At 40.2% G+C, this 13,366-nt stretch carries 11 protein-coding genes and 1 pseudogene; 7 read left to right on the top strand and 5 right to left on the bottom strand.

What is annotated here, in order from left to right:
- Positions 1-40: 40 nt before the first annotated feature.
- Positions 41-772, bottom strand: a complete 732-nt coding sequence (locus tag AC6H44_RS05205; RefSeq protein ID WP_500737864.1) for a TrmH family RNA methyltransferase — start codon at positions 770-772, stop codon at positions 41-43.
- Positions 773-944: 172 nt separating this feature from the next.
- Here AC6H44_RS05205 and AC6H44_RS05200 point away from each other — a divergent pair, with 172 nt between their 5' ends.
- The 3 genes from AC6H44_RS05200 to AC6H44_RS05190 are packed head-to-tail and all read left to right on the top strand — an operon-like array spanning position 945 to position 3,471.
- The gene (locus AC6H44_RS05200; protein ID WP_500737863.1) at positions 945-2,054 is read left to right on the top strand and encodes a YjgN family protein; all 1,110 of its coding nucleotides are present in this window, start codon (positions 945-947) and stop codon (positions 2,052-2,054) included.
- A 9-nt stretch (positions 2,055-2,063) separates the two neighbouring features.
- Positions 2,064-3,086, top strand: a complete 1,023-nt coding sequence (locus AC6H44_RS05195; protein WP_500737862.1) for a M48 family metallopeptidase — start codon at positions 2,064-2,066, stop codon at positions 3,084-3,086.
- The gene (locus AC6H44_RS05190; protein WP_500737861.1) at positions 3,073-3,471 is read left to right on the top strand and encodes a DoxX-like family protein; all 399 of its coding nucleotides are present in this window, start codon (positions 3,073-3,075) and stop codon (positions 3,469-3,471) included. The genes AC6H44_RS05195 and AC6H44_RS05190 overlap by 14 nt, the downstream gene beginning before the upstream one ends.
- Positions 3,472-3,566: 95 nt before the next feature.
- Here the strand turns inward: AC6H44_RS05190 and ltrA are convergent, their stop codons facing one another.
- Entirely contained in the window at positions 3,567-4,841 is a 1,275-nt protein-coding gene (gene ltrA / locus AC6H44_RS05185; protein WP_500734985.1) for a group II intron reverse transcriptase/maturase, read from the bottom strand.
- Between the two features lie 330 nt (positions 4,842-5,171).
- On the opposite strand from ltrA, the gene AC6H44_RS05180 reads away from it, so the two are divergent.
- Positions 5,172-6,377 carry an IS4 family transposase gene (locus AC6H44_RS05180; protein WP_500735106.1) on the top strand — a complete coding sequence of 402 codons (1,206 nt, stop codon included), beginning with the start codon at positions 5,172-5,174 and terminating at the stop codon, positions 6,375-6,377.
- Between the two features lie 569 nt (positions 6,378-6,946).
- On the opposite strand, the gene speB is transcribed toward AC6H44_RS05180, so the two are convergent.
- The 3 genes from speB to AC6H44_RS05165 all read right to left on the bottom strand — a co-directional run bounded on the left by speB (position 6,947) and on the right by AC6H44_RS05165 (position 10,435).
- Positions 6,947-7,870, bottom strand: a complete 924-nt coding sequence (speB, locus tag AC6H44_RS05175) for an agmatinase (RefSeq protein ID WP_500737860.1) — start codon at positions 7,868-7,870, stop codon at positions 6,947-6,949.
- Positions 7,871-7,873: 3 nt separating this feature from the next.
- A complete protein-coding gene (gene speA, locus AC6H44_RS05170; protein WP_500737859.1) occupies positions 7,874-9,787 on the bottom strand; it encodes a biosynthetic arginine decarboxylase in 1,914 nt (637 codons plus the stop codon).
- 189 nt (positions 9,788-9,976) lie between these two features.
- Positions 9,977-10,435 carry a GNAT family N-acetyltransferase gene (locus tag AC6H44_RS05165; RefSeq protein WP_500737858.1) on the bottom strand — a complete coding sequence of 153 codons (459 nt, stop codon included), beginning with the start codon at positions 10,433-10,435 and terminating at the stop codon, positions 9,977-9,979.
- Between the two features lie 275 nt (positions 10,436-10,710).
- On the opposite strand from AC6H44_RS05165, the gene AC6H44_RS05160 reads away from it, so the two are divergent.
- The 3 genes and pseudogenes from AC6H44_RS05160 (at position 10,711) to AC6H44_RS05150 (ending at position 13,365) form a co-directional block, all read left to right on the top strand.
- Entirely contained in the window at positions 10,711-11,916 is a 1,206-nt protein-coding gene (locus AC6H44_RS05160) for an IS4 family transposase (RefSeq protein WP_500736204.1), read from the top strand.
- Between the two features lie 42 nt (positions 11,917-11,958).
- A pseudogene (locus AC6H44_RS05155) lies at positions 11,959-12,096 on the top strand (hypothetical protein); the annotation flags it as partial.
- Positions 12,097-12,159: 63 nt separating this feature from the next.
- Positions 12,160-13,365: an IS4 family transposase gene (locus AC6H44_RS05150; RefSeq protein ID WP_500736204.1), complete on the top strand. Its 1,206-nt coding sequence runs from the start codon at positions 12,160-12,162 to the stop codon at positions 13,363-13,365.
- The last annotated feature ends 1 nt before the right edge of the window (position 13,366 follow it).

Genomic DNA, 13,366 nt, shown 5'->3' with positions numbered 1-13,366 from the left:
TTATTAGTTACTACAATTTAACCTAAAAACAGTGACGTTGTTAAGCTTGGCGTTTAAAGTTATCTAAAATAATACCCGTTGCCATTGCCACATTAAGTGATTCAGCGCCACCAAAGGCAGGAATGGTGATTTTATTTGTTACCAACTCTGCACACGCTTGGCGTATGCCATGTGACTCACTGCCCATTAATAACACCCCTTTACCTGAGAATTGGCAACTATGGACATTTTCACCCTCTAAAAACGCGCCATAAATTGGTACATTTAAAGCTGTTAAATAGCTGGGTAAATCGACTTGGCTCACCGATACGCGTACAAATGACCCCATAGTGGCGCTAATTGTTTTTGGATTATAAGGATCGGCACTGTCAGTGCTGGCAACAATGTGCTTTATTCCGTACCAATCAGCCACGCGAATGATGGTGCCTAAATTACCCGGATCAGACACCCCATCTAAGGCTAATATTAAACTGTTTTGATCAGGTAATGTGGTACTTGGCATATCAATAATCGCAATTGCCGCATTATTACTGACTAAAGTACTTACTTTTGTTAATTGTGCTTCATCCGCAACAATAAAATGCGTATTGGGGTATGTGGCTTGGTTATTGTCAAAAAAGTTTTGCGTTGCAAATACATCGGTTATTTTTAATGGGCTATTTAATAACTCCAGTACATTTTTTTCACCTTGTACAAGGTATTGATTAAATTGCTTACGGTACTTTTTTTGGCCAAGCTGGCGTATTAGTTTAAGTTGGTTTTTTGAAATCATATCAGCCCCGTTAAATTATTTGCTCAGTATACCAGAGGTGACTTAAAGTGCAGCCTTATAAACAGCAAAAGCAATAAAGTTAGCCTACTTACAATAAGCTAGCTAATCATAAAGGTTGTTTTTAATTTCTAAAAAAGGTAAATTCACAAAAAATTACAAGGACTTTTTTTAAATGGAATCAATACACCCAACCTCAAATGAAACCGACCATCTTACACCGCCAAGTAGCTCTCCTATTTTTAGTGGTAAAGTACAATTTAGCGGAAAAGGGGGTGAGTTTTTTGGTATTTGGATAGTCAATATACTATTAAGCGTGCTCACTCTTGGAATTTACTCAGCATGGGCCAAAGTACGTACATATCGATATTTTTATGGCCACACCAAAATAGATGGGCATAGCTTTGATTACTTGGCCACGCCGATTCAAATTTTAAAAGGCCGTATTTTGGCTGTGGTGGTTTTTTTAGCATACACGTTTGCTGTTAGCTTTTTACCCATCGTGGGCTTATTATTTGCCATTGCTTTTATATTTTTAATGCCATGGATAATTAATCAAGGGCTGCGCTTTAACATGCGTATGACTCGTCATCGTAATGTACGTTTTGCATTTAATGGCAGTTATGGCGATGCATTTATTAACTTTATTGTGTTGCCGGTTGCAAGCGTGTTTACTCTTTATTTATTGATGCCTTATGTTTTAAAGCGCATTGATAATTACATCCACAGCAATATTAGCTATGGCGATACTCCCCTTAGTGTAAATTTAAAAGGGGAAACCTATTACCTCACAGCCCTCATTTGTTTTGTTGTAGGCTCAATTATCATGGTCTTACTAATGGGCATTGTTGGTTTATTAGGTTTTGACTTAATGAATGCGCAGAACCAACAAAACATAGAAGGGTCAGCGGTTATAGTTATGTTACCTATTTTGATAATGATTGCCTATTTACTGATGATTGCCATTGTTAGCGCAGTATGGAAAGCGGCCATTCGTAACCACATTTTTGATAACAGCCAATTTGAAAATATTGCTTCTTTTGAATCAGCCCTTAAGCCAATACCTTTTGCAATTTTAATTTTAACTAACATGCTGGCAATTATATTTTCATTAGGACTTGCCTATCCATGGACTAAAGTGCGTGTCTCTAAAATGTTAGCAGACGTAACAACGGTTACAATTTACTCAGGTGCGTTAAACTTAATAGATACTCAGCAAGCGCAGCAGTCTTCTTTTGCCGAAGAAGCTGCCAACGTTTTTGATATTGACCTTTCGCTAACCTAAGAGCTCACTATGCATATAAAAGGACATTATTTTCCTAAAGCATCGAGTAGTTATACATTGTGTGTCGCACGTGTTAGCGACACACATATTATAATTAACCACGATGACAATAATGAAACAATCCACACTATTTCTGAGCTTGCACTCAATGCCTCTATGGCTGGTATTGCAGACGAACTTAATTTTAGTGATGGCAGTCGCTTTATCCCATTAGATGTTAATTACAGGTGGCCTTTTAAATCAAATAACCATAATGCTTTAGAGCGTCTTGAAAAAAATAAATGGGCTATTTTAGCAGCCGTGATATTTACCCCCTTATTTATGTGGTTCGTACTTTATAAAGCAGTGCCTGCCATCGCCGTTTATAGCGTCGATACGCTGCCACAGAATGTGGTTGAACAAATGGGCGAGCAAAGTTTTACCGTTATTAAAAAATTAGCGCTCGATGAAACGCAACTGCCTAAAGAGCAACAAGCTAAACTACAGCAGCATTTTAATACCATGCTCGATAAGCTCTCTTTGGATAAGTCGGTCTATCGACTATCATTTTATAAATCAGACTCATTTGGGGCGAACGCCTTTGCATTGCCACATGGACGCATCGTAGTAACTGACGAATTAGCTAATCTGCTTGCTGATAAACCCAATGCACTTAAGGCCGTTTTACTGCATGAGATGGGCCATGTGGTTCATCAGCACAGCGTACGCATAACAGCCCAATCCGCGGCAAGCACCATAGTTTTAGCCATTGTTTTTGGTGACTTAGAAGGGGTAGCCGAAGTAGTATTAGGTACAGGGGCCACGTTTGTTCAACAAGGGTTTTCTCGTGATATGGAACGCCAAGCTGATAGCTTTGCACTGACTCAGCTAGCGTACCTAGGGTACTCAAGCAACGATTTTGCCGATGCAATAGAAGCATTACAAACAAGCCATAGTGAAGAAAACGAGCACCTTAAAAAGGTAAATAACTTTCTTGAGTACTTATCAAGTCACCCTAGTGCACAGGAGCGAATAGATAATGCGAGACACTAATCGTTTTTACATTTACCTTGCTCGCTATACGGTAAGTTTAAGCTGGATATACCATGGTTTTTTCCCCAAGCTTTATCATATTGCGCCACTTGAAAAAATACTGACAGGCAGTGCAGGTTTTTCAGCTGAGGTGTCTAATTTAATTACCCGCAGCGTAGGTGTGGGAGAAATTATTTTTGGGCTGTGTTTATTTGTTTTTTATAAAAATAAACACATAATAATTTTAAATATTTTAGCGTTGATCGCACTATTATTTGGCGTCGCAGTTATGCAACCCACATTGCTTATTGAAGCATTTAACCCCGTGACCACTAACCTACCGCTAATTGCGCTCAGTGTACTTTGGCTAAAAGAAATAAAAAGTAGCAAGAAAACAAACTGGTAAAATATCGAGTAGGGTGAGGCTTTTGCCTCATCCCTCTCACAGAACCGTACGTACGGACCTCGTATACGGCTCCTGTATTCTTCTATCCCTTCGGCTTATTTACTAAACGCCGATTGAGCAAGCCATCCTGTACTTACTTTTTCCATTGAATATAAACCTAGCTCTTCAAACCATTGGTTTGGCATTGCTACACTCGATAATGGACTTAGGGAGTTTCGCCATGAGTTCATTTTTATAAACTTAAATGGCGGCTTTTTCCCTAATTGTTTTAGTCGTTTATGCAATCTCGCTGGATTTTTCCACAACCTTAACTGAATGGCCCTTAATCGGCGTCTTAACCACCCCGCCAGCTGAGTTAATGCTCGTTTACAATTGGCTATACTGAAATAATTTACAAAACCACGCACCACTGGGTTTAGTCTTTTTATTATTTCAACTAAGTTCATGCCGCTATTTCGTTTTGTTAATCGTTTAACTTTTTGTTTGAAGCCTTTGAGTTTTGACCCTTGGATCCGTGTCCAATTACATCCTATCTCCACTCCCAAAAATTTTACCCCTTCACTGCTATGCGCTATGTGGGTTTTCTTTTGGTTGACTGTTAACTTCAAGTCTTTCTCCAGTATCTGAGTTGCTACAGTGAGTGCATGTTTCGCTGCTTTTTCTGTGCAGCATAAGATCAAAATGTCGTCGGCGTACCTCACTATTCTGTGATTTCGCTTTTTCATTTCTTGATCGAACGCATCTAGGTAGATATTCGCCAACAATGGACTGATAACCCCTCCTTGTGGACTCCCTACCTCACTCGCTTCCCAGTGATTGCCTATCATTACCCCACTTTTTAAAAACTGATTGAGCAGCTTTAAAATGCTACCGTCTGTCACTTTGCGTTTGACGCTGCTAATAATTAAATCGTGATCTAACAGGTCAAAGCACTTCGACAGATCCATATCAACCACCCACTCACGCTGATATTTACGAATAAATACCGTGGCTTTGCTGATGGCATCATGGCAGCTTCGTTTCGGCCTGTACCCATAACTTGATGGGTGAAAGTCGATGTCGAAGATCGGTTGGAGAATGTTCAATAGCGCTTGTTGTACTATGCGATCGCGAACTGTTGGAATGCCCAGCAATCTCACGCCGCCATCGTCTTTCGGTATTTCTATCCGTTTGACCGGCTGCGCGCGATACTGCTTGCTTTGCAGTTCTCGTTGCAGTTGTTTCAAGTTTTCTTCTAAATTCAAGGCGAACGCGGCTATGGACTGCCCATCTATTCCGGCGGCTCCTTTTGCTGCTTTCACTTTTTTGAATCCCTTGTACAGGTTATTAATATCTAATAATTGCCCATACAAGCTGTAGTAAACTGTCATCAATTGCCTTTGCTTGCGGTATGTCTGTCGTTTCACATTGATGTATAGTGGTGTCCTTCATGATGACATTAGGTGTGCTAGCCCAGTGGCAATCTGCCTAAGTGGTCAATCATTACTCCCGTGCTCGGCCTTTAATTCTCAGCGTCCACATTCCTGCTTAGCCGTCATCTCTTGCCTATTTCCGTCGAAATACATGTGAGCCTATACGTCGATATTCCTGATTTTCATACTCTTAAAGCTGACGAATCCCCACAAAATAAAAATTAATGGTAGACTCTCATGATTATTTGTGATCAAATTTTTTCACTATAAAAAAACTCACTCATAATCATGAAAGCCACCGAAATATTACACAAAGATATTGCCATTGCCTACCCTGAAATTCATAAAACACGTTTAAATACAGTCTTTACGTTTGTTAACTCAGGCTTGCGTGACCAGCGCGTTACTGTCACTTACCTAGGCCGCGGATTAAAATCATTTTCTAATACCGATAAAAAACATGATATTAAACGCGCAGACCGTTTGATTGGTAATGCTAACCTGCATCAAGAACGTCTTTGTTTCTATGAACATATGACCGAATGCTTAGTAGGCCAGCAACAACACCCACTTATTATCGTTGACTGGTCACCTATTAATGGCGGCGAAATATTTCAAGTGCTCAGGGCAAGCATACCAATGGGGGGAAGAGCGTTAACGCTCTATGAAAAAGTGTATCCTGAAAGCGAATTAAATACCGAAGCGGCTCATCAACACTTACTCGATAGCTTGGCACAGTGTTTACCTGCAGATTGTCAGCCTATTATTTTATCTGATGCTATTTTTAGAACGCCATGGTTTAAAGCCATAGAAGATAAAGGCTGGTATTGGCTTGGGCGCGTCAGAGGCAATGTGACCTTATCTAGCGACCTTGAGACATGGCGAAATTGTAAATCATGGTTTGAGCAAGCAACAGATAAACCACACCTTCTGACACAGATTTACTACGGAAAAACAGTTCGTTTCGCGTGCCAAGGTGTTTTGTTTAGAGGGAAAAACAAGGGACGTAAAAAAATCAAAAAACGGGGTGGGCAATCTCAATGTACAACGGTTAAATACCAACAACAAAAGGCCAAAGAGCCTTGGCTACTTGTGTTTAATTTACCTACACAATTTACAGATAAGCCTCAACGGATTGTGACTTTATATAAACAACGTATGCAAATAGAAGAAAGTTTCAGAGACACTAAGAATGCAAAACTTGGCATTAGTTTAGCCTTTGCAAATTCAAGAAGCGCAGAAAGGTTTGATAATTTATTGCTCATAGCGGCGTTAATGTTGTTTGTCTTATGGTGCATAGGGTACACCGTGTCGGCACAACAAGGGGATGCGGCATTACAAGCGAATACAGAGAAAAAACGACGAGTATTGTCCTATATTTATCTTGGCAAAGAAGTGGTTGATGATCCTAGGTATGAGCCTGATGGGCAGTTCATTATTTATGTGTATAGCCAGTTGTCACTTCTGACTATACAAATTGATAATTTAGGCTAAATTCGTGGGGATCTCTCAGCTCTTAAAGAATACTTCCCCCCTTCGCAATCAATTAAAACTTTTGATTTAAATTGACCCTATCAGACACGCTGCTGATAGTCGGCTTGGTTTTGCCCTCCACACCATTACTGGCTTTCATCGGCCTAGCCTTACTCACTACTACGGGTTCATCTGCCACCTCACACCGACGTTAAACCTTGGGTTTCCCCTTGAGTTTAGGCCACTTATTTACACTAAGTTTAGATGCCAGGCTTCCCCAGTTACTGTGCTGGCTCCCTGTTAACAATCCCACCCTCAAACACAGTATAGGTCTGACTGAGTATCGGGCTTTGCGCTATTTTGCACGCTTACCCACCTACACTGCCGAAACAGGTTCACTTGCGTTGTGTACTGTTAACTTCCTATCGCTTCCTTCAGACCCTGCCGTTGGCCAGCAACGCCCTTACGATTCGGATTATCTTCCCCTCAGTCGGGGTGATTCAGATTTCTTTCAACCTGACGGGTTTGCCAGCTTCGCTGGGCAAACAAAAAAGGGATGCAAAAGCATCCCTTTTTTATTTGATTTTAAACTAATATTTATTTTTATGCGTCCATAAATGCAGCAATTCACTGGCAATCGTCGCTGCAGCAATGGCGGTAAGCTCACTTTGGTCGTACGAAGGCGACACTTCAACTACATCCATCCCCACCATATTAATACCTTTAAGCGCGCGTAAAATTTTCAGCACTTTATCCGAGGTTAAACCACCGCATACGGGTGTGCCAGTACCTGGCGCAAACGCGGGATCTAAACAATCTATATCAAAAGTTAGATAAACGGGTAAATCACCTACTCGCTCAATAATGTGTGCTGCAATCTCATTCGCATGCAAATCATTGGCTTGCATGGCATCAATGACTGCAAATTCATGCTTGCTTTGATCAAAGTCGGTACGAATACCTAGCTGAATACTGTGATTTACATCAATTAAGCCTTCCATTGGCGCATGATAAAACATAGTGCCATGATCAAAACGCGATCCATTGCTATAGGTATCTGTGTGCGCATCAAAATGCACTAACGCCATTTTGCCATGAATTTTTGCATGAGCACGTAACAGCGGTAACGTAACGAAATGGTCGCCACCAAGCCCTAATAACGTTTTGCCTTGGCGAAGTATTTGCTCTGCCGCCATTTCTAGCTGCGCGGTAAAATACTCAGGATCGCCTACCGGATAGGTAAAATCGCCAGCATCCGCTACTTTTAGTCGTTCAAACAACGGAAATGTCCACGGATATTTTGTGTCTTCCCACGCTAAATGTACCGAGGCTCTGCGAATTGCATCAGGTCCTAGGCGAGCACCCGGACGTCCTGAGGTGGCTAAATCAAACGGTAAACCCAATACCACTACATCGGCGTCTATGGCGTTAATATTTTGTACCATAGGGCGACGTAAAAACGTCATCCCATTTGAGTATAATGAGTGGTCAACACAACCAAACAAGCTAGACATTGCTTATAACTCTTCTAAATAAGTGTAGCCATCAAGGCCGTTTTGCAACTCGTCTAAAACGCTTTGCTGTTCATCTGCTGCAATTTTTGTACTTACTAGCTGCGCGTACGATTGCTGAAAACCTTCAACATCTAAATGTACATAACGCATCATGTCGGCGACGGTATCACCGTGATTAATCTCTGTAATACTAGCAACGCCAAGCTCATCCATATTAACAATAGCGCTGTGCGTATCACCAAATAAGTTATGCATATCACCTAAAATTTCTTGATACGCACCGACCAAAAAGAATCCCATTAAGTACGGTTTATCAGCTGTGTACTCAGGTACGGGTAACGTACTTTCAATGCCTTGACCATCAACGTAATGCTCTAAAGCACCATCTGAGTCACAGGTGATATCCAATAACACAGCACGTTTTTGTGGTGCCTGTGTTAAACCACTTAATGGCAATACCGGAAATACTTGATCAATTCCCCACGCGTCAGGCAAAGACTGAAACAATGAGAAGTTTACAAAAAACTTATCTGCTAAACGGGCATTAAGTTCATCGATAATAGGTCGATGAAAACGATTTTTATTATCCATTAATTTGTTAAGCTCATAACAAACACGCAAGTTTATTTGTTCTGCCCATGCACGTTGGGTTAAGTCAAGCAGACCCATGGCAAATTGACTGTGCGCTTCAGCTAAATCACCTTGGCTGTCGTGGTAAATTTCAATTAATGCACGGTCATCTGTAAGTACATGCAGTTGTTGCCATGAAATCCACATATTTTTAAGTAACTGTGGAGCAACATCGGCTGGCGCTTCAATTTCTTCTGGTGTGTAGGTTTCAGTGCCAATTACATTAGAAATAAGTACTGCATGGTGCGCCGTTAATGCTCTTCCCGACTCTGAAATAATTGTTGGGAAAGGCTGGCCATACTGCTTACAAATATCACCGATAGTGTAGACAATATTATTAGCATATTCAGCTAAGCTGTAGTTCATTGAGTTATGTGATTGACTACGTGTACCATCGTAATCAACTGCTAAACCACCGCCTACATCTAGGCAATCAATTTGCGCGCCTAGTTTACGTAATTCACAATAAAAACGCGCCGCTTCGCTCACACCCAGGCGTACATCACGAATGTTGGCCATTTGTGAGCCTAAATGAAAATGCACTAGCTGTACTAAGTCTAACTGATCCGTTGCTTTTAAACGGTTCACTACATATAAAACTTGAGAAGCAGATAAACCAAACTTAGATTTTTCTCCGCCACTGGCTTGCCATTTACCTTTACCTTGTGAGGCTAAACGCACCCGAATACCTATGCGCGGTTTTACGTTTAATTCTTTAGCTTGGCTTAATACCATATCAAGCTCTGATAGCTTTTCTAGCACGATATACACTTTATGGCCCAGTTTTTCGCCAATAAGGGCTAAGCGCACATACTCTTTATCTTTGTAGCCATTACACACAATCACCGCACTGGTTTTTTCAGCCAGCGCTAATACAGTTAATAACTCAGGCTTACTACCTGCTTCTAAACCAAGTTGTTTTTTTTCTACTTGTGCTTGGCTAGCTACAATTTCCTCTACTACTTCACGTTGCTGGTTTACTTTAATTGGGTAAACTAATAGGTAGTCTTTTGGATAACCATAGCTTTCGATAGCGCTATTAAAAGCACCACATAGGCTGTGCACCCGATGGTGTAAAATTTGTGGAAAACGAACGAGTGCCGGTAAGCTCAAGCCTTTTTCTTCAAGTTGCTTGGCAATGTCTGTTAGTGCAATGGTTTGCTCTGGGGCATCAGCCTTGGGCGCAACATACACATCACCTTGATCATTAATACCAAAAAAACCTTGGCTCCAATGACGAACGTTGTAGCTCGTACGAGCTTGTTCTAGTGATGTTGTTTCTTTCATTTATCTTTCTCTTTTATTTATGAATGCCGGTTCGGCTAGTTGCCGCGCATTAAAAGAAAAATAGCGATTTTTGTCCAACAAGTATTTTTACTCGTAACGAGTGAGTTTTAATGTGGATGATTATGACTTGCTTTTTTAACGCAACAATGAGCTTAGGTTGTCATATGTAATGGTTTAGGCTAAAGCTAATTAGCTAAGTCCTAATTCCATAAAAAAGCTGTTTGGGTTATCTGTATAATCACCAAAGCTTGCACAACGTTTAAATCCTAAATTCTCGTAAAGGCTAATTGACTCTGTTTGTTTTGGGCCTGTTTCCAGTCTGATTAAAGGAATGGCTTCTTCACCGGCATGATGTAACAAAATTTGCATTATACGTCGCGATAAACCTTTGCCGCGATGATTTGGTTTGACATATAACCGGCGTATCTCGCCATAGGGCTTTGTATCAAACTGCATTACAATCGCCCCACAAGCAATAATCCCCTCTTCATTTTTCAAACCTATTGCATACACATTGGGTTGGCCCAATTGACTAACCGACAATGACTGCGCTGTGGCTACTGGGTATAAAGAATTAATAAGTCTGTCGATATCAGAAAAAACATTAATCACATCGGGATCATCAGGGGTTAAATCTATTAACTGCATACGTTATCTCTAATTTATTTTCATATTTGTTAGCAAACTATAACGCATTGTAACAAATGAACAATAACTATGTTTTATTTCATTACTTTTATAAATACCGATACAAAATCATTATTGCAAAATAAAAAACATTAGTTTTGGTCTACATGTACTATAGTAGGCGTATAATATAAGCAATTAAAGCTGACGAATCCCCACAAAATAAAAATTAATGGTAGACTCTCATGATTATTTGTGATCAAATTTTTTCACTATAAAAAAACTCACTCATAATCATGAAAGCCACCGAAATATTACACAAAGATATTGCCATTGCCTACCCTGAAATTCATAAAACACGTTTAAATACAGTCTTTACGTTTGTTAACTCAGGCTTGCGTGATCAGCGCGTTACTGTCACTTACCTAGGCCGAGGATTAAAATCATTTTCTAATACCGATAAAAAACATGATATTAAACGCGCAGACCGTTTGATTGGTAATGCTAACCTGCATCAAGAACGTCTTTGTTTCTATGAGCATATGACCGAATGCTTAGTAGGCCAGCAACAACACCCACTTATTATCGTTGACTGGTCACCTATTAATGGCGGCGAAATATTTCAAGTGCTCAGGGCAAGCATACCAATGGGGGGAAGAGCGTTAACGCTCTATGAAAAAGTGTATCCTGAAAGCGAATTAAATACCGAAGCGGCTCATCAACACTTACTCGATAGCTTGGCACAGTGTTTACCTGCAGATTGTCAGCCTATTATTTTATCTGATGCTATTTTTAGAACGCCATGGTTTAAAGCCATAGAAGATAAAGGCTGGTATTGGCTTGGGCGCGTCAGAGGCAATGTGACCTTATCTAGCGACCTTGAGACATGGCGAAATTGTAAATCATGGTTTGAGCAAGCAACAGGTAAACCACACCTTCTGACACAGATTTACTACGGAAAAACAGTTCGTTTCGCGTGCCAAGGTGTTTTGTTTAGAGGGAAAAACAAGGGACGTAAAAAAATCAAAAAACGGGGTGGGCAATCTCAATGTACAACGGTTAAATACCAACAACAAAAGGCCAAAGAGCCTTGGCTACTTGTGTTTAATTTACCTACACAATTTACAGATAAGCCTCAACGGATTGTGACTTTATATAAACAACGTATGCAAATAGAAGAAAGTTTCAGAGACACTAAGAATGCAAAACTTGGCATTAGTTTAGCCTTTGCAAATTCAAGAAGCGCAGAAAGGTTTGATAATTTATTGCTCATAGCGGCGTTAATGTTGTTTGTCTTATGGTGCATAGGGTACACCGTGTCGGCACAACAAGGGGATGCGGCATTACAAGCGAATACAGAGAAAAAACGACGAGTATTGTCCTATATTTATCTTGGCAAAGAAGTGGTTGATGATCCTAGGTATGAGCCTGATGGGCAGTTCATTATTTATGTGTATAGCCAGTTGTCACTTCTGACTATACAAATTGATAATTTAGGCTAAATTCGTGGGGATCTCTCAGCATTTAAGGTTTATATCATTGCTAATGCGGGCTCAATGAAGGCGTTGCTTAAAAGTGGCTTTAATACCGAGGCTATTTTAAAACAAGCAATTTATAAAAATGGCCACTATTTTGATAACCATATATTTAGCACTGACGAATCCCCACAAAATAAAAATTAATGGTAGACTCTCATGATTATTTGTGATCAAATTTTTTCACTATAAAAAAACTCACTCATAATCATGAAAGCCACCGAAATATTACACAAAGATATTGCCATTGCCTACCCTGAAATTCATAAAACACGTTTAAATACAGTCTTTACGTTTGTTAACTCAGGCTTGCGTGATCAGCGCGTTACTGTCACTTACCTAGGCCGAGGATTAAAATCATTTTCTAATACCGATAAAAAACATGATATTAAACGCGCAGACCGTTTGATTGGTAATGCTAACCTGCATCAAGAACGTCTTTGTTTCTATGAGCATATGACCGAATGCTTAGTAGGCCAGCAACAACACCCACTTATTATCGTTGACTGGTCACCTATTAATGGCGGCGAAATATTTCAAGTGCTCAGGGCAAGCATACCAATGGGGGGAAGAGCGTTAACGCTCTATGAAAAAGTGTATCCTGAAAGCGAATTAAATACCGAAGCGGCTCATCAACACTTACTCGATAGCTTGGCACAGTGTTTACCTGCAGATTGTCAGCCTATTATTTTATCTGATGCTATTTTTAGAACGCCATGGTTTAAAGCCATAGAAGATAAAGGCTGGTATTGGCTTGGGCGCGTCAGAGGCAATGTGACCTTATCTAGCGACCTTGAGACATGGCGAAATTGTAAATCATGGTTTGAGCAAGCAACAGGTAAACCACACCTTCTGACACAGATTTACTACGGAAAAACAGTTCGTTTCGCGTGCCAAGGTGTTTTGTTTAGAGGGAAAAACAAGGGACGTAAAAAAATCAAAAAACGGGGTGGGCAATCTCAATGTACAACGGTTAAATACCAACAACAAAAGGCCAAAGAGCCTTGGCTACTTGTGTTTAATTTACCTACACAATTTACAGATAAGCCTCAACGGATTGTGACTTTATATAAACAACGTATGCAAATAGAAGAAAGTTTCAGAGACACTAAGAATGCAAAACTTGGCATTAGTTTAGCCTTTGCAAATTCAAGAAGCGCAGAAAGGTTTGATAATTTATTGCTCATAGCGGCGTTAATGTTGTTTGTCTTATGGTGCATAGGGTACACCGTGTCGGCACAACAAGGGGATGCGGCATTACAAGCGAATACAGAGAAAAAACGACGAGTATTGTCCTATATTTATCTTGGCAAAGAAGTGGTTGATGATCCTAGGTATGAGCCTGATGGGCAGTTCATTATTTATGTGTATAGCCAGTTGTCACTTCTGACTATACAAATTGATAATTTAGGCTAAA

It is taken from the genome of Pseudoalteromonas sp. TAP-3C (genome assembly GCF_059888565.1).
The sequence above is the reverse complement of the archived record's forward strand: the minus strand, read 5'-3'. Positions and strand labels throughout refer to the sequence as shown.

What these genes read in the sequence shown, in the direction of transcription:
- AC6H44_RS05180 (WP_500735106.1), top strand. Translation starts at nt 5,172, where the DNA reads ATGAAAGCCACCGAAATATTACACAAAGATATTGCCATTGCCTACCCT.
- AC6H44_RS05205 (WP_500737864.1), bottom strand. Translation starts at nt 772, where the DNA reads ATGATTTCAAAAAACCAACTTAAACTAATACGCCAGCTTGGCCAAAAA.
- speA (WP_500737859.1), bottom strand. Translation starts at nt 9,787, where the DNA reads ATGAAAGAAACAACATCACTAGAACAAGCTCGTACGAGCTACAACGTT.
- ltrA (WP_500734985.1), bottom strand. Translation starts at nt 4,841, where the DNA reads ATGACAGTTTACTACAGCTTGTATGGGCAATTATTAGATATTAATAAC.
- AC6H44_RS05160 (WP_500736204.1), top strand. Translation starts at nt 10,711, where the DNA reads ATGAAAGCCACCGAAATATTACACAAAGATATTGCCATTGCCTACCCT.
- AC6H44_RS05150 (WP_500736204.1), top strand. Translation starts at nt 12,160, where the DNA reads ATGAAAGCCACCGAAATATTACACAAAGATATTGCCATTGCCTACCCT.
- AC6H44_RS05195 (WP_500737862.1), top strand. Translation starts at nt 2,064, where the DNA reads ATGCATATAAAAGGACATTATTTTCCTAAAGCATCGAGTAGTTATACA.
- speB (WP_500737860.1), bottom strand. Translation starts at nt 7,870, where the DNA reads ATGTCTAGCTTGTTTGGTTGTGTTGACCACTCATTATACTCAAATGGG.
- AC6H44_RS05190 (WP_500737861.1), top strand. Translation starts at nt 3,073, where the DNA reads ATGCGAGACACTAATCGTTTTTACATTTACCTTGCTCGCTATACGGTA.
- AC6H44_RS05200 (WP_500737863.1), top strand. Translation starts at nt 945, where the DNA reads ATGGAATCAATACACCCAACCTCAAATGAAACCGACCATCTTACACCG.
- AC6H44_RS05165 (WP_500737858.1), bottom strand. Translation starts at nt 10,435, where the DNA reads ATGCAGTTAATAGATTTAACCCCTGATGATCCCGATGTGATTAATGTT.